At 35.8% G+C, this 17,069-nt stretch carries 14 protein-coding genes and 1 pseudogene; 11 read left to right on the top strand and 4 right to left on the bottom strand.

Translation table 11 applies throughout. The features are described 5' to 3' along the window. Positions 1–115 precede the first annotated feature (115 nt). From AS4_RS22120 to AS4_RS11825, 3 genes are all read left to right on the top strand, one after another. Positions 116–241 carry a hypothetical protein gene (locus tag AS4_RS22120; RefSeq protein WP_004821939.1) on the top strand — a complete coding sequence of 42 codons (126 nt, stop codon included), beginning with the start codon at positions 116–118 and terminating at the stop codon, positions 239–241. Positions 242–800: 559 nt separating this feature from the next. Further along, on the top strand, positions 801–1,181 hold the full coding sequence (locus AS4_RS11830) for an MliC family protein (protein ID WP_004719841.1): 381 nt from the start codon (positions 801–803) through the stop codon (positions 1,179–1,181). A 415-nt stretch (positions 1,182–1,596) separates the two neighbouring features. After that, the gene (locus AS4_RS11825; RefSeq protein WP_096734281.1) at positions 1,597–2,823 is read left to right on the top strand and encodes an acetamidase/formamidase family protein; all 1,227 of its coding nucleotides are present in this window, start codon (positions 1,597–1,599) and stop codon (positions 2,821–2,823) included. A gap of 273 nt (positions 2,824–3,096) precedes the next feature. On the opposite strand, the gene AS4_RS11820 is transcribed toward AS4_RS11825, so the two are convergent. Further along, positions 3,097–3,378 carry a hypothetical protein gene (locus tag AS4_RS11820; RefSeq protein WP_004719854.1) on the bottom strand — a complete coding sequence of 94 codons (282 nt, stop codon included), beginning with the start codon at positions 3,376–3,378 and terminating at the stop codon, positions 3,097–3,099. Between the two features lie 338 nt (positions 3,379–3,716). On the opposite strand from AS4_RS11820, the gene AS4_RS11815 reads away from it, so the two are divergent. From AS4_RS11815 to AS4_RS11795, 5 genes are all read left to right on the top strand, one after another. Then, positions 3,717–3,926: a hypothetical protein gene (locus tag AS4_RS11815; RefSeq protein WP_096734280.1), complete on the top strand. Its 210-nt coding sequence runs from the start codon at positions 3,717–3,719 to the stop codon at positions 3,924–3,926. Between the two features lie 135 nt (positions 3,927–4,061). After that, positions 4,062–5,057, top strand: a complete 996-nt coding sequence (locus AS4_RS11810; protein WP_096735521.1) for an alpha/beta hydrolase — start codon at positions 4,062–4,064, stop codon at positions 5,055–5,057. A gap of 77 nt (positions 5,058–5,134) precedes the next feature. Beyond that, positions 5,135–5,359 (top strand): hypothetical protein, encoded by a 225-nt coding sequence (locus AS4_RS11805; RefSeq protein ID WP_096734279.1) that lies wholly within the window; start codon positions 5,135–5,137, stop codon positions 5,357–5,359. A 917-nt stretch (positions 5,360–6,276) separates the two neighbouring features. Further along, positions 6,277–6,621 carry a DMT family transporter gene (locus AS4_RS11800; protein WP_004821920.1) on the top strand — a complete coding sequence of 115 codons (345 nt, stop codon included), beginning with the start codon at positions 6,277–6,279 and terminating at the stop codon, positions 6,619–6,621. A gap of 29 nt (positions 6,622–6,650) precedes the next feature. Then, on the top strand, positions 6,651–7,217 hold the full coding sequence (locus AS4_RS11795) for a TetR/AcrR family transcriptional regulator (protein WP_096734278.1): 567 nt from the start codon (positions 6,651–6,653) through the stop codon (positions 7,215–7,217). Positions 7,218–7,357: 140 nt separating this feature from the next. Here the strand turns inward: AS4_RS11795 and putA are convergent, their stop codons facing one another. Continuing rightward, positions 7,358–11,113 (bottom strand): trifunctional transcriptional regulator/proline dehydrogenase/L-glutamate gamma-semialdehyde dehydrogenase, encoded by a 3,756-nt coding sequence (gene putA / locus AS4_RS11790; protein ID WP_096734277.1) that lies wholly within the window; start codon positions 11,111–11,113, stop codon positions 7,358–7,360. 120 nt (positions 11,114–11,233) lie between these two features. Between putA and AS4_RS11785 the strand changes: the two genes are divergently transcribed. After that, the gene (locus tag AS4_RS11785; RefSeq protein WP_004821915.1) at positions 11,234–11,731 is read left to right on the top strand and encodes an Lrp/AsnC ligand binding domain-containing protein; all 498 of its coding nucleotides are present in this window, start codon (positions 11,234–11,236) and stop codon (positions 11,729–11,731) included. Between the two features lie 51 nt (positions 11,732–11,782). On the opposite strand, the gene putP is transcribed toward AS4_RS11785, so the two are convergent. Further along, a complete protein-coding gene (gene putP, locus AS4_RS11780) occupies positions 11,783–13,288 on the bottom strand; it encodes a sodium/proline symporter PutP (RefSeq protein ID WP_096734276.1) in 1,506 nt (501 codons plus the stop codon). Between the two features lie 374 nt (positions 13,289–13,662). Between putP and aspA the strand changes: the two genes are divergently transcribed. Beyond that, positions 13,663–15,114 (top strand): aspartate ammonia-lyase, encoded by a 1,452-nt coding sequence (gene aspA, locus AS4_RS11775; RefSeq protein ID WP_096734275.1) that lies wholly within the window; start codon positions 13,663–13,665, stop codon positions 15,112–15,114. A gap of 145 nt (positions 15,115–15,259) precedes the next feature. After that, positions 15,260–16,261: a DUF4349 domain-containing protein gene (locus AS4_RS11770; RefSeq protein WP_096734274.1), complete on the top strand. Its 1,002-nt coding sequence runs from the start codon at positions 15,260–15,262 to the stop codon at positions 16,259–16,261. Between the two features lie 54 nt (positions 16,262–16,315). On the opposite strand, the pseudogene AS4_RS11765 reads toward AS4_RS11770, so the two are convergent. After that, positions 16,316–17,013, bottom strand: a pseudogene (locus AS4_RS11765) (SIR2 family NAD-dependent protein deacylase). Between the last annotated feature and the right edge of the window lie 56 nt (positions 17,014–17,069).

Below are 17,069 nucleotides of genomic sequence, written 5' to 3'. Positions count from 1 at the left end.
ATAAAGATTTAAAATTTTGCTAGGGCTGTTCGAAATGTTACCTAAGTTTCACAAAATACACATCAAGAAGTCCATACTTTGATATGGTGTATTTTTAAGCAAAACTGAGCGAAGTATGAAAATCTTTTCAATTTTAAGTTTAGCTATGTTGATCGGCTTAACAGCGTGTCAAAAAAGAGATACAGATACACAAAAGCAAGATCAAACAACAACGCCACATTCAGTTGATAAGGACAGTTAATCCAACGCCCACTGATACAGTGGGCTGATTGATATAATGGATTGGCGAAATCATGTTTATGCTAAGACGCTTAAAGCGTCTTTTTTATTGTAAAGATAAAGTCTTGTTTGAGATTAGACAAATATTTTACAGATAAGTTTTTAACTATCTAAACTCTATTTCACAATTAAAATATATCGAAAAGTGGGGGAATTATTAATTTTAAAGCAAAGTTTTATTTGGATTTTTATATCTAATTCAAGTAATTTTTAGGCTTTCTCTATAAAAAATCATACTGTAGGCATAAGCTAAGATAGGCGAGTAATTTTCTTTAATGAAATAAAGTCATCTCGTTCTAATCTGCAATGACTGTACTCATCTAGGCTTAATACATCCTATTCATTGATCAAAGAATAACACTAAATATTTAAATTAAAACAAAATTCAAGCTTAAAATGTATAAGGTTCTAAGTGATTGTTATAATTTGTGTAGGCAACAAGTAGTTATTCGCAATAAGTGGTTGGATTGCTCTAAAGCGCTATGTTAGAACTTAACTTCCATATTTATTCGAGATTAAACATGAAAAAATTATTATTAATTTCATCTTTTTTAGCTGTTGTTTTTGTTGCTGGGTGTAGTGCAAAAGACAAAGATAAAGCGACATCTCCTGATAATGAGGTAAGTAGTAGTGCCGTTGCTGTTGATACAAATGAGTCAGCTGAAAAAACGGTAAAATATGAAACCGCTGATAAGAAACAATTTACACTTAAGACCAGTGATAATTTTGTTACAGCGACATTAACGGATAGCGATGGAAATAACTATTCATTGAAAGAAGTACCTGCTGGAAGCGGTATGCGTTTAGAAGGTGACAATGGTGTTTCAATTCATTCTAAAGGCGATGAAGGAACCATTGAACTTGCTAAAGATAAATCTTTTACAGTGAAAGAAGTTAAATAGAATTGTGACGTAAATAGCCCCACCATTTGGTGGGGTTTTTTATTCGTAGTTCATCAATCAAAAAATGATCATATTGAGTGAATTATATTGATGTTAAAAGTTTTTATTTCCTTTGAGCGAAGGCGAGGATGAGGGGGTATTTATGTTGGCATATCATTCTAAAAAGGACTTATGAAAGAAGCCGAATAGGTTGAGAGAAAACTGTACAGATTAAAATTAAACACTTTAAAACCCACTCAAAAATAAGATATTTATGGGCATTTCATTATTTATGCACTTGAATAGACCGACTAATTGTAAACAATTGGCGCAATAGCTATTGAAATGAACAGATTAAAGTAATTTTACCGTGGCATGAAATTTGCTGAAAACACCTTTGCAATATTTTTATTTTTCAATTATTAAAGGTATTTTTATGTTTAAGCACACGGTTCTTTCACTGTTTATTTTCAGTGCTATCAGTACTTCAGTCGTTCATGCTGAAAGTTTTAATGTCCTTAAGCAATTATCCAATAAGCCAGTTCAATTAAAAGACGGTGAATACAAAGGCAATTATTATGTACCTTCGACTTTAAACACGATTACTTGGGGTTACTTACCGAATAAAGATGCCAAGCCTGTGATTTCTGTTCCGTCGGGGAGTGTGGTGACTTTTGATACAGTTTCACATGAAGGTTTACTTGAAGATCAAGGGCGGGATGCGGAAAAATTCTTTAAATCAAAAGGGGTGAAAGATGAATACATTTTAGATGAAGCAAAAAATATTACAAAATCTTCTCTAAAACATGATTTTCATAAAGATGGACCTCATATTGTGACTGGCCCAATTGAGATTCAAGGTGCACAAGCTGGTGATATTTTAAAAGTAGAAGTCATTAAAGTAGAGCCTCGTGTGCCCTATGGCGTCATTTCAAATCGTCATGGTAAAGGTGCTTTAGTGGGCGAATTTCCTAAAAGACCTCAACAAGAAAATGCTTCGGCTGAACATCCTGAGCGATATGGAAACGTTTCAGTGTTTACCCCAATAGAAAAAAATGCCAAGGGTGAATATGAGGGGGTACTAAAAACACAATCAGGTAAATCGATTCGTTTCCCACTAAGTCCGTTTATGGGCATTATGGGGGTCGCACCGAATACATCACAGCCAGTTCATTCAGTACCACCAGCGATGTATGGCGGTAATATTGATATAAATGAGTTAGGTGCTGGATCAACTGCATATTACCCAGTACAAGTGCCGGGTGCATTGTTCTATACAGGTGATAGTCATTTTGCCCAAGGTGATGGCGAAGTTGCACTAACTGCATTAGAAGCTTCAGCAAGAGCAACACTCAAGTTCACTTTATTAAAAACAGGCAAAGATAAAATCCCGGGTAAAGAAATCGTACAGCCATTAGCAGAAAATGCTGAATTTTGGATCACACCAGGATTAGATGAAGATTTAGACGAAGCAATGAAAAAATCTACACGTGAAGCAATTCGGTTTTTAAATCAAGAATATGGTATTGATGAAGCGATTGCTTATGCATATCTGAGTGCTGCTACTGATTTTGAAGTATCGCAAGTGGTCGATAAGACCAAGGGGATCCATGCCAAAATACGTAAAGCTGACTTTAAAGAGTTTGTTGAAGACGCCAAGTAAAACTAAAGCTGCTTAATTAAATATCCTTGAAAGTGAGGTCGTGTATTCAGCTTTCAAGGATTCATCATTATCTTTGAAATGATATAAAGCTATAATCTTTTCGTCTTTATTCGTGTTGATTGTTTTCCTGCAATTTATTCATTTATGTTTTCAAACGATATTTAGTCGTTTGTTATCGTGGCTTTCGATATGTGACATCAATGCTAAAGCGCTTAAAACATGAAAAATCATGTTTATTTAAGCCTTAGTTATAGCAATTTAGCGGAATGAGCTTTAAACACGAATCATACTTTTACTATTTATATCCTCCATCCAGTCATTTAAATCCAAATCGTTGGTAAAAGAATGTTCACCATCAATCTTAAAGACTAACAGAGAGTCATGAATGCTAATAATACTGGCTAAATGTTGGCGAATGATGTTGGCTTCATAGCTTGTGTTGATCAGCCAAGTGGAAGGGTTCACCCGAATTGAAGCATCATAGTCACAGATGAGCTTATGGACTTCATCTAAATGATGTACTTGTGAGGAATTTAGAATAATCAAATAATTCATATTAACAACCTCCATAAAAGAGATTTCGATAAAATAACTTTTATTATGAAATGTGATAAGTATCACGATTTATTCAATCTAACATCAAAGTATTTTGATCAATTGAAAAAATGTCGGACAATCTAAAGCTGAATTTTGATGATGTGTTAGATTTTTTTATTGTATTGTTCAAGAAAATTCCTAGTGGATATTCCTTTTGTTACATAATAAACAACCAAAAATTTTAAATATTGGCTAAATTGAAGTATGATTAAGTTTAAAATATTTAAACAATAAGTTCATCAAAAGATTGGATTTTTTATCTTATTCTTTCTGTGTTATAAAGTTTGAGGCTTAAAATGCTGGTTAAAATAGAAGATGGTTTTTATCTAAATTCACTGCATATTATTGCGATACATGTTTCTAAAAATATGATTACAAAAGATTTTTATATAAATATAGAATATACACCGCATAATCAAAAAGCCAATGGCCTATATCATAAAAAGTGCCAAACCAAAGCTGAAGCGGATCTATTTTTGCAAAGTCTACATCAACAAATTGTGTAAATATAAATTAAAGTTTTTTAGTTATTTTTGCATTAAAATTAAAAGAAAAGGACTTCATTTTTAGGCTATATTAGGCTCATATTAGAATGTGTCGATAATGTGAAAATCACAATGATTGAACATTTTGAGGGCAAAATGCATAAACTGAAAATTCTTATTTGTACACTTTCACTATTCTCATTATCTGCTTGTCAAAATGTGCAAAAAAATAGCAAAGTCATTGCCAAGGCATTTGATACTTCAACACATTTTCAACGCTATCTGATGGATAAACATGCACCAGACAATGTCATTGTTAGCAATAATATTATTTACCAAGAACAACCAAAACTCAGTTTAGATCTCTATCAGCCAAAAGATATTCAACAGTTTGAAAAACGCCCCACAGTGATTTGGATTCATGGTGGTGGTTGGATTTCAGGTGCTAAAGATAATGCTAGAGGATATTTTAAACTGCTTGCAGCACAAGGTTATAATGTTGTTTCGGTGCAATACCAATTTGCACCGCAAGCAACTTATCCAACGCAGTTGTATCAAATCAATAACGCACTGCAATTTATCCAGCAAAATGCAAAACAATACCATATAGATGCTGGTCAATTATTTTTAGCAGGGGATTCGGCTGGCGCCAATTTAGCCAGTCATTATGCTGCACTGCTCACTAACCCAAATTTCGCAATGCAATCTGGATTTACAACTTCGATTCAAGCTTCACAACTTAAAGGTTTAATCTTACATTGTGGAATCTATGATATGAATGCCTTTATCAATACAGCACCAGATGAAATCAAACTCATTGAATGGGGCGTAAATAATCTTGTTCAAGCTTATACAGGTAATCAAAAAGACAATCCTGAATATTTAAAACGTTTATCACCTATACAACATCTTACCGAGGACTATCCGCCTGTTTTTATCAGTGGGGGAAATAAAGATTTTCTCACAGATACGCAGTCCATTCCTTTTGTAAAAGCTTTGCAAGAAAAGCAAATCCCTGTTCAAGCTGTTTTCTACCCCGAATCAAAAGAATGGTTGGTCCATGAATATCAATTTTTCTTGGGCAAAAAGGCGAGTCAGCAAACGTTTGATCAAACTATTTTGTTTTTGAAGAAAAATGCTGATTCAAAATAAACTCAAAAAATCATGATTTAAACTGAATTGTCATAAAAGCGTGTTATAAAAAATAAAATTGTAGCGAGAAATGTAAGATGGAAATCAGTGTAAAGCAAATCAACAAGCGTATAGATGAATTTCAAGAATCAAGTAAGAAAGCATCAACTTTAGAAATTGGCTATAAAACCTATGCTAAGTTAATGAATGAAGATAAATTTGCAGATGCACTCAAAAAAGATCCAAACAATTCAATGGTTCGTTACTATAAAGACATAAAAATTAAATTGGTCACAGAAAAACATTATTTTGAAGTGAAGTAAGCATTTTTATAAATAGAATAATAATATTGTTGATATTTTAAGATTTACAACTCAAGGAATGAGTGTAAATTTTATTATTATATTTCTAGAGAAAAAGTAATATATCTTTAAAACACTTTTTTGATCCTTTAGTGATCTTTTTTGCCTTTTAAAATCAAAATTTAGCACATATAGAATATTGATATGTGCGTCCATTGTTAAACACAACTTGTAACACTTTTTCCCGGGTTCTTCATTTTTTATCCATTTTTTTTTGATGGTGTATCTAAATGTTTCATTTTTTTGAATTTTTTTACCATGTGTTTAAAACATTAAAAACATAATTTATTAAGATAATCTAATGAGTGTGGGGTTTTTTTAATCAATAGGGTGCTGACCTGATTATTGTGATATAGGTATCAAAATATAAGGAATAATTGAATAAAAACAATCAGATGATAATGTTTTTCATTTAGGGGTATATCTTTTAAATAGTTATTCATGCTGTAAAAGTAGTCGTTTAGACTCATTTTTTAAGTATTTTTTAATTTAATTAGGCTTAATGATCTTACAAATTGTGACAAGATATATTAAAATAAATGCTGGTTTATTTTGTGACGAAAAATAATGGAAATTTTAAACTTCATAAAGAGTTTCAACACTGTAAACACGTATTTAATTTTGGCGGTCATTGCCTTGTTGTTTATAATTTCATTTTTCTACTTTATTCATCCTACCTGATTGGGTGGAAAATTGAAGAAAAAAGGTGAGTATCATATTGATAACTCGCCTTTTTTTATTATAAGAATAATTTTTATTCAACTGCTGTTGCTTTTTTAGTGTTCAAATTTAATGCGTGAGATTTTGTATAGTCAAAGATTGTATTGTAAATTGAATTTATATAACATACCAACCAACTGGTATCTTTTGTTGGATTTATGAATTCTATCCTTTTTGCCTATAGTTTATTGGCGGTCGCTATCATTGCTGAAGTCACTGGTTCAACATTCCTCGTGAAATCGCAAGGCTTCACCAAGTTAGTCCCGAGTTTACTGGTGGTATTTTTTTATGTGATTTCGTTTTATTTACTTTCTCAAGTAATTAAAACAATTCCATTAGGTATTGCTTATGCAATTTGGGCAGGTGTCGGTATTATCCTCACTGCTTTGGTGGGGTACTTCATTTTCAAACAAAGCTTAGACTTTGCTGCAATTGCAGGCATTGGATTAATTATTTCAGGTGTATTGGTGATTAACTTATTTTCAACATCAGCAGGACATTGATAAAAGCACTCAGCAGGTAAGATTTGAGTATGGATAAAATTGTAGAAAATGCTTATCAACGTAAAAAAGATCCTGAAGGTGTTAAAAAATTAATTTTAGCTAACACGATGAGTTTAGTTGCTGAACATGGTGTAAATGGCGTATCTATTCAAAGTATTGCAACGTGTTCAGGCGTAACGAAAGGTGGTGTATTTCATCATTTTGCCAATAAACAGGTTTTGATTGAGGCCATGTTGGAAGAATTAATCCAGCAATTAGACCAGCAAGTTAGTCTGGCAATTGAAAAAGATCCAGTTACTTATGGCTGTTTTACTCGTGCATATATTGATGTCACCTTAAGTTCTTCATTTGGGGTTAACACGGTATGGAGTGCTTTAAGCATGACGTTGATGACAGATAAATCTTATAGTGAGAAGTGGGATCAATGGCTGACACGGCGGTTATCTCAACATGCTGAAACGGATTATTCTGTCACATTAAAAATATTACGTTATGCAGCCGATGGGGCATGGTTTGTTGAAAGCCTCTCCTCAAAAATGCAGGATGATTATGAGAAAATTAAACAGCAATTGTTGTTGAGGACTTATCCTGAATAGTGATTCATTTGTTTAGATTTTTAAGCGAACTCAATAGCTGTAAACTAATATAAAGATCCTAAATAAAAAAACCAAGCCAAATGATATTGGCTTGGAATGGAAAACTTTCTTTAAACTTGTTTAAATCATTGGCTTATGATTTATTCACTGCCTAAAGTCATCAAACTTGCATTTCCGCCTGCAGCCGCAGTATTGATACTGATTGCACGTTCAATAAGTAATGGTGCAAGTGGAATAATTGTATTGGCATCCGCTAAATGAGTTATGCCAACAATTGCACCTTCACGTTGCGCAATCACAGTCTGTAATTCTTTTAGACCAGCACCTTGATGTAAAACGGCATCAAATTCTCCAACAGCCACATCATTGATCATCGAAAATTTTTGTTGCAACGCTTTTGGCATACTTTGAATCATTTTTAAAGCAATCGCATCGTCACTTAAAATACACACTTGCGCATTAAGAGACAAAATTGCATTAAATTGATTCAGTAAAGCCTGTTCTTGCGCTGCGATTGCCAATATCCGATGACGTGATACAACATGGTATTGATTCAATTCACCTGTAGGACCCGGAAGTTCATATAAGGCAATCGGTGATTGATACTGATGCATAGCCCATTGCGAATAATGCTGTTTTGCCCAAGTCTGAAATTCTGTTTGAATTTCAGATGGCTTTAAATTGAGCTGTTCAGAGATATTTTTTACAGTACCAAAAGGGCGATTGGGTAGCACTGTATGCTGCATCAATTTATATAAATAAATCGGACCGCCAGCTTTAGGGCCTGTTCCTGATAAACCTTCACCACCAAAAGGTTGCACGCCGACAACAGCACCTACAATATTACGATTAATATATAAGTTGCCCACTTCTGCATGTTCAATGGTGGTTTGAATGGTTTCATCGATACGCGTATGTAAACCCATGGTTAGGCCATATCCTTTTGCATTGATATGTTCTAACAATTGCTTTAATTCACCATATTTATAGGTAATGACATGCAATACAGGTCCAAAAACTTCACGTTTTAAATCATTCAGATTTGGAAGTTCAATCACCGTCGGGACAATAAATGTACCTGCATTTAGATCAGATGTTGGCGTTTCATAAGCAAATTGATGTATTGCATAGCCTTTGCTACGCATCATTTCGATATGTTTTTCAATATTCTGTTGTGCTTCAGAATCAATCACTGGACCTATATCTGTTTTAAGCAAAATAGGTTGTCCAATATTGAGCTGTTGCATGGCACCTTTAAGCATCTTAATCAAGGTTGCTGCATTGTCTTCTTGAACGCACAATACTCGGAGGGCAGAACAACGTTGACCAGCACTATCAAATGCTGAGTTTACTGCATCAATCACAACTTGTTCTGTCAGTGCAGAAGAATCTACGATCATCGCATTTTGACCACCTGTTTCAGCAATCAGCGGAATCGGTTGACCTGTTGGACTCAGACGTTGTGCCACGGTTTTTTGTAAAATCTTAGCAACTTCAGTGGAACCTGTGAACATAATGCCTTGAATACGCTCATCTTGGCTGAGTTTTGCCCCAACTGTTTCACCACGACCAGGAAGTAATTGTACAACTGATTTTGGAATGCCGGCTTCCCATAAGATTTGAATTGCTTGTGCTGCAATTAATGGGGTTTGTTCAGCAGGTTTAGCAATTACGGTATTTCCTGCAACAAGTGCTGCCGAAATTTGTCCAGTAAAAATTGCAAGCGGAAAGTTCCAAGGGCTGATACATAAAATTGTACCCAGTGGGCTGAGTGCACCATTTTCCTCAATGCTTTGCATTTGTGTTGCATAGTATCTAAGGAAATCAACGGCTTCACGTACTTCAGCAATACCATTACTATAAGTTTTACCACTTTCACGGCACAGTAAAACCATCAGTTCCTGAATACGCGATTCCATAATCGCAGCAGCTTTGAGCAATAACTCTGCACGAAAATCTTGAGATGCATTTTTCCAATTTTCAAAAGCTTGATGAGCGTTATCTAAGGCCAAATCGACTTGTGCTGTTTCTGCTTCGATCACATAACCAACTAGATCTGCATGATCAGCTGGATTACGGATTTCTTGCGAATTTATTTCAGCTAAGTCTTGTAAATCAAGCTGATCGACAAGGCTATAACTGTTCCACTGGTGTTTTAAATAGTGCTGAACAGTTTGATTTAAATCTTTTAATTTACTGTCATCGGCTAAGTCTAAACCTTGAGAGTTTTGGCGTATGCCTTGATATAAATCATGAGGAAGCGGAATAGCAGGGTGTTTTAGCCCGACTGCATGCTCTTTTTCTGCAGTATGTAAAATCTCTTGAACAGGATTTTCAATCAACTCTTCAATTTTAATATTTTTATCAGCAATACGGTTAACAAATGAAGTATTTGCACCATTTTCCAATAAACGTCGGACCAAATAAGCCAATAAGGTTTCGTGATTACCGACAGGCGCATAAATACGACATGGAATCCCTAATTTCTGATCTGAAACTTTGCCTACTACTTGTTCATAAAGTGGTTCACCCATGCCATGTAAGCATTGGAACTCGTATTGACCAAGATAATATTTTTGTGGGTCTGCCAATTCATAAATTGTGGCAAGGGTTTGCGCATTATGTGTTGCAAATTGCGGATACACTTGATCAGGCGCAGCCAATAGTTTTTTTGCACAAGCAATATATGACAAATCTGTATGTACTTTACGGGTAAAGACTGGATAGTCCGACATACCGTCAATTTGTGCTTTTTTGATTTCACTGTCCCAGTAAGCACCTTTGACCAGACGAATCATTAAACGTTTTTGACTACGTTTTGCCAGATCAATAATATAATCCACCACATAGAAACAACGCTTTTGATAGGCTTGAATGACAAAGCCAATACCTTTCCAGTTTGCCAGTTGTGGCTCAAAGCATAAACGCTCAAGTAATTCTAAAGACAGCTCTAAACGATCTGCTTCTTCAGCATCAATATTAAGACCAATGTCATAGGTCTTTGCTAAAAGTGCTAAATTTAAAATACGAGGATAAAGTTCATGATGCACACGTTCGGTTTGAGAACGTTGATAACGTGGATGTAAAGCCGAAAGTTTAATAGAAATTCCTGGGCCGGTATAAACATCTTTACCATCAGACGCTTTACCTATGGCATGAATCGCTTGTGTATAGTCTTCGAAATAGCGATCTGCATCGTGTTCAGTCAGTGCTGCTTCACCAAGCATGTCATAAGAATAACGGAAACCTTTGTCTTCAAGGGTTTTGGCATTATCCAACGCTTCTTCAATGGTTTCGCCAGTAACAAATTGCTCACCCATCATACGCATTGCTGCATCAACTGCTTTACGGATGATGCCTTTACCGGTACGTGCTAAAAGCGAAGTGAGAATCCCAGAAAGGCTGGTTTGTTTAGGTGTTTCCATCAGTTTGCCAGTCAGCATCAGACCCCATGCAGCAGCATTGACAAACATGAGATTACTTTGGCCTAAATGATCTTTCCAGTTTCCTTGATTGATTTTATCGCGAATCAATAAGTCTCGAGTCGCACTATCAGGGATACGTAATAATGCTTCAGCCAAGCACATCAATGCGATGCCTTCTTGTGAAGACAATGAAAACTCTTGTAGTAGCCCTTGTACGATACCTGCTTTGCCTGACGAACTTTTACGGTCACGTAAGCTATGCGCTAAGTTAAATGCAATGTCATAGATTTTCTGATTCATTTCTTCAGAAATTTGACTGTGGTCAAGTAAGTTTTCAACACATTCCGATTCAGCACGACGCCACGCGTTATTGATTTCTTCTTCAAAATCAGTTTTGTCTTTAAATTCGGTAATGTAATCCAAACTTGGAGGTAGGTTTGCATTTAAAACTTGAGGTGAATCCATATTCATTGTCAACGTCCTGTGACTAGCAAATATTTTTGTTGAGCAGATGGGTTTATATAATTTATGATTACAGAATATTTGGTGAATAACTCACTATAATTTGAATAATATTTAGAGAATTATTCTATGGAAAGTGCTTATTTAAGCTTAGATCGTATAGATATTCGGATTTTGGACATTTTGCAAAAAGATGGAAAAATTTCCAATATTAAGCTGGCTGAAAAAGTTAATTTATCGCCCACAGCCGCACTTGCTCGGGTGCAGAAATTAACAGGTGAAGGATTTATTTTGGGCTATGAAGCAAAACTAAATCCGAAAATGTTAGGCGCTAATTTTGTGGTATTTGTTGAGATTCTTTTAGACAAAACCACACCCAATGCTTTAGATGCTTTTTCAGATGCCATCGTACAATATCCAGAAATCATGGCATGTCATATGATCAGTGGCGGTTTTGATTTTTTAGTGAAAATTCGATGTGCTGATATGGAGGAGTTTCGTCGTATTTCAGGGCAGGTACTGTGGCAATTGCCTGGGGTAAAGGAAACGCGTAGTTATCCAGTGATGGAAGTGATTAAAGACAGCTCACAATTACATTTAAATTTTAAAGCGAAAGTAAAGAAATAGAAAAGGGGCATGAATGCCCCCAACGCTAATGGTTTATTCAAACATGTGAATTTACATATTTTTCATTTCACGGTTATAAATTTGCTCAGCATTTTCAAAACGATCAATTACTTCTTTTTCAGGCGCTTTGTCCATTAAACTGACCACAATGATGCTGATGAAAGAAAGCACAAAGCCTGGCACGATTTCATATAAACCCGTATGTGCCATAGTATTTTTCCAAACAATTACCGTTACAGCACCGACAATAATACCGATCAATGCGCCATTTAAAGTCATACGTTTCCAGAACACAGACAATATAATAAGCGGACCAAATGCTGCACCAAAACCAGCCCATGCATAAGCCACTAGGCCAAGTACCTTGCTTTCTGGGTTAAATGCCAAAATGATCGCAAGTACCGAAATGGCTAAAACCATTAAACGACCCACCCAAACCAATTCATTTTGTGAGGCTTTTTTACGAAGAAAAGATTTATATAAATCTTCAGTTAAGGTACTTGAGCATACCAAAAGCTGACAACTTAAGGTACTCATGACAGCGGCTAAAATAGCGGCTAGGACAACACCAGCAACCCATGGGTTAAATAAGATTTTGGTTAACTCCATAAACACTGTTTCTGGATTTTTTGCCACAATTGCAGCTGATGGAATGTCAGGATTGGCTTGGAAATAAGCAATACCCACATAACCGACAGCAACAGCGCCCGCTAAACATAGAATCATCCACGCCATACCAATACGACGAGCATTAGGAATGGTTTTCACTGAATCTGCTGCCATAAAACGGACTAGAATATGCGGTTGTCCAAAATAGCCTAAGCCCCATGCCATTGATGAAATAATGGCGATAAAACTAACCCCTTGGAACATATTTGCTGCATGTGGACGTGCGGCTTCAATCAATTGATTGACATGTTGCAAATCACCGACTGCCAAGAAAGTCATAATTGGCGCCAACAGCAATGCAAAAATCATTAAGCCCGCTTGAAATGTATCTGTCCAACTGATCGCAAGGAAGCCACCGATACATACATAACTGATGGTTGCAATTGCGCTGACCCAAAGTGCAGTGGTGTAGTTCATTGAAAAAATACTTTCAAATAAACGCGCGCCTGCCACCATGCCTGAAGCACAGTAAATACCAAAGAAGATTAAAATGACCAGTGCAGAAATGATACGGATCACTTTCTTTTTATCACCAAAACGGCTAGTGAAATAATCTGGTAATGTTAATGCATTATTTTGTATTTCAGTATGGACACGTAAACGGCCTGCAACTAAATACCAGTTGAGCCAAGCACCAATAATGAGCCCGATTGCGATCCATGATTCAGATAATCCAGTCAGGTAAATTGCGCCGGGGAGACCCATGAGTAGCCAGCCACTCATATCCGATGCACCTGCTGAAAGTGCAGTGACAAAACTCCCTAAGCTTCGACCTCCCAAAATATAATCTGAGAAATCGGTGGTTTTTCTATAGGCATATAAGCCTATACAAACCATTGCAATGATATAAAAGATAAACGTGACAACTGTGGGGTTGAGTGAGTCCATATTTAATTCAGTCCTTGTGGAGTAAATCTCCAAGTTTTATTTTTTATCGCATAAGTTTCACGAGCGAATTCTTTCACACAACTAAAAAATATCGCTGTGATTTTTATAAGGTGATTGTGCAAGATTTATGTATCCGATTGTAACTTTAGATACAAATGCAAAAAATCAGCAATTTATATCCAAAAAAATTCTACTGGGAGTGTTTAGTGACTGCGGGATTATACTTTACGCAAAGTTACATTGTTAACGTTTAATTGATAATTCCATAAAATTGTTTATTGAAATGACATATTTTGCTAGTACAAAAGCAGATGAGAAGGAATATTATTATAACTGCACAACTATAGTGCATAAATATATAATGAGCAGATCACATGGAAACGGTTCAACCTGAAGTTACAAGAATAGAAAAAGATTTATTGGGAAGTAAAGAAGTTCCTATAAACAGTTATTATGGCATTCATACAATCCGAGCTTTAGAAAATTTTAATATTTCTAAACATAGCGTCGGTGAGCAAAGCTTTTTTATCCGCGCTTTGGCTCAGGTCAAAAAGGCCTCGGCACAAACCAATTTGCAATTTAATAAGATATCTGAAGAAATCAGTGTAGCGATTCAAAAAGCAAGTGATGAACTGATTGAAAATCCGCAAAATTGGAAAGATGCATTTCCATCAGATGTATACCAAGGCGGTGCGGGTACGTCGATTAATATGAATACCAATGAAGTCATTGCCAATATCGCATTAGAGTCTTTAGGTTATGCGAAAGGACGTTATGACATCATCCATCCAAATGACCATGTCAATAAATCTCAATCGACCAATGATGTCTATCCCACGGCATTACGTTTAGCAACTTACTATTCATTGGATTTGTTATTTGAAAAAATCAATAATTTGATTAGTTCACTGACATTAAAATCTGCTGAGTTTCAGTATGTGCTAAAAATGGGACGGACCCAGTTACAAGATGCTGTCCCAATGACATTAGGACAAGAGTTTCATGCCTTTGCGACATTACTCAAAGAAGATGTTCGTCTAATTAAAAAGACCCGTGAACTTTTATTAGAAATTAACTTAGGCGCTACTGCGATTGGTACTGGGGTAAATACGCCACATGGTTATGCTGCGCAGGTCAATGAAAATTTAAAAGCCTTAACAGGTTTAAATTTAATTGGTGCAGAAGATTATGTTGAAGCGACCAGTGACTGTGGTGTATTTATTATTCTTTCAAGCACCTTAAAACGTTTGGCTGTAAAACTCTCTAAAATCTGTAATGACTTACGTCTATTAAGTTCTGGCCCAAGAACAGGTTTATGGGAAATTCGCTTACCTGAATTACAAGCTGGTTCATCAATCATGCCAGCAAAAGTCAATCCTGTGATTCCCGAAGTCGTCAATCAAGTGGCTTTTAAAGTGATTGGCAATGATTTAACCATTACTTTTGCAGCAGAAGCAGGCCAATTACAGTTAAATGTGATGGAGCCTGTGATTGCGCTTACCATGAATGAGTCAATTGAATTACTGATCAATGCGATTCAAACCTTGGATGAGAAGTGTATTCAAGGTGTGGTTGCCAATGAAAAAACCTGTTTTGATGCAGTGATGCGTAGTGTGGGAATTATTACTTTACTTGATCCAATTTTAGGTCATGCGAAGTGTGATGAAATTGGGAAGCAATGTATTACTGAAAATAAAACCATTCAGGAAGTTGTACTTGAACAAGGTTTATTGAGCCAAGAACGTCTAGATGAAATTTTCTCTTTTGAAAATATGATTTCAGAAATTGCAGTACAACCCTATGAAGAAATTGGTAAAGCGGGCTAATTGTTTACATCATACCTATTAATTCATGCATAAAAAAATTTGATAAATACAGCATTTCGATGCTGTATTTTTATGCATGGTAAAAAAAGTAAAGTTTCTTTATAATTCAACAAAATTTAAAATCACCAACAAAAGTTAATAATCTATGAATAATAAACATTTAATTCTCGCCTTAAGTTTGGTCCTTCTTTCTGGATGTGCGAAAAAGTCAGAAGAGGCTGCTGAAAGTTCTGCGTCTGCTCAAGATGCACAAGTCGTTGCTCAGGATGCTGTACAAGCGGCTGATGCAGCAGAAAAAAGTGCTGAGCAAGCTGCTGAAAATTCTGTTGATACCACACCTGTGACTGAACAAAAGCCTGAAACTATTTTAAGTACCGATGTCAGTCAAGCAGAAAAAGCACGTCGTATGGTGCGTGAAGCTCAGGTTAATTTCACAGCCAAAGATGTGGTGAAGACTGCTTTAGAAATTGATAAGCTTACTTTTCAAGCGGGTGGCTTTATCGAACAGAAAAATATCAGTTTTGATGTACTCGATGTAAAAACACAAAAAATTGCGGATGGTAAAATCCGAGTTTTTGAAAAAGTTGATCCGCATGCAGAGATCATTGTCAGAGTACCAAGTGATAAAGCTGCGGTATATGTCAATCAGTTATTGCCATTGATGTATTTTTTAAATCAACAACAATATTCTGCAAAGCGTTTTGAGTTAAAGCTTTTAGAAGAAAAAATTGGACAAACTCAAACTGTACCAAGTGATACCAAACAATCACAGCTGAATGAAATTTCCCGTTTAACTCAACTTGAAGTTCAAGATCGGGTACGTTTTAGCACGATTAGTCTTACCATTAAGCAACCTGCGATGGTGAGAGAAAGTCTGGATGTTGATGTTGCTGCTGTGGCACGCTTAAACGGTGATAGTTTTTGGAAGCGTGCTTGGGAAGGTATTCAATATGGCTGGCAATTTATTTTGGATTTATTGGTTATTTTAGTCACCATTTGGCCACTTTATTTACTGGTATTTCTTGGCTTGATTATCTATCGAGTGGTTAAGCCTGTAATGAACAAATTATTTAATGATTCATTATCGACTAAAGCACCTAAAGATGTAAAAAAAGATCAGATTGATTCAACAGATGACAATGCATGATTTTGCTTAGTGCTATGCTGTAATTTTTAAAACCAGTGCAATTGCACTGGTTTTTTAATGTGTTGTCAGTTTTTCTAAAAGCTGTTGCATCCCTTCAGTCGCATTCATTTTTAAACATTGGTATTGCTGGGGAACACGCTCATAACTGGCTTGCGGGTCAATATAATAGGCATCACAGTGTTCTGGAATCTCGTGAATCAAACCTGCCACAGGGTAGACGGTCAATGTGGAGCCAATAACAATAAAAATATCAGCATCGCGGATCGTCTGTACGGCTTCTAAGCAGGAACAGCTTCACCAAACCAAACCACATGAGGTCGAAGTGGATACCCTTCAGGACATTTATGTTGTTCTAGGTCCAATTGCCAACCATCTATAGAATAAAACTCAGTCGTGTACTGCGCATTGGGTTTAGAACTTTTAGCAAGTCGGATATTGCCATGTAAATGAATAACCTGTTGGCTTCCTGCACGTTCATGTAGATCATCAATATTTTGAGTAATTACAATGACATCAAAATGTTGTTCGAGTTGAGCAATGATATCGTGTGCTTGATTGGGGCGGGCTTTGAGAATATGTTGACGTCGTTCATTATAAAAACGTTGCACCAAGGCAGGGTTACGCTGCCAAGCTTCAGGTGTAGCTACCTCTTGAATATCATAATTCTCCCATAAGCCATTACTATCTCGGAAAGTGCTGATTCCACTTTCCGCACTCATTCCCGCACCTGAGAAAACTACAATTTTTTTCATAGCATAAACAATTAAAATTTTTAAAATCCTAACACAAATTGAGTGAAACGTGTTTT

Origin of the sequence: Acinetobacter guillouiae, assembly GCF_002370525.2 — a bacterium.
In the GTDB taxonomy this organism is placed as follows: domain Bacteria; phylum Pseudomonadota; class Gammaproteobacteria; order Pseudomonadales; family Moraxellaceae; genus Acinetobacter; species Acinetobacter guillouiae.
The sequence above is the reverse complement of the archived record's forward strand: the minus strand, read 5'-3'. Positions and strand labels throughout refer to the sequence as shown.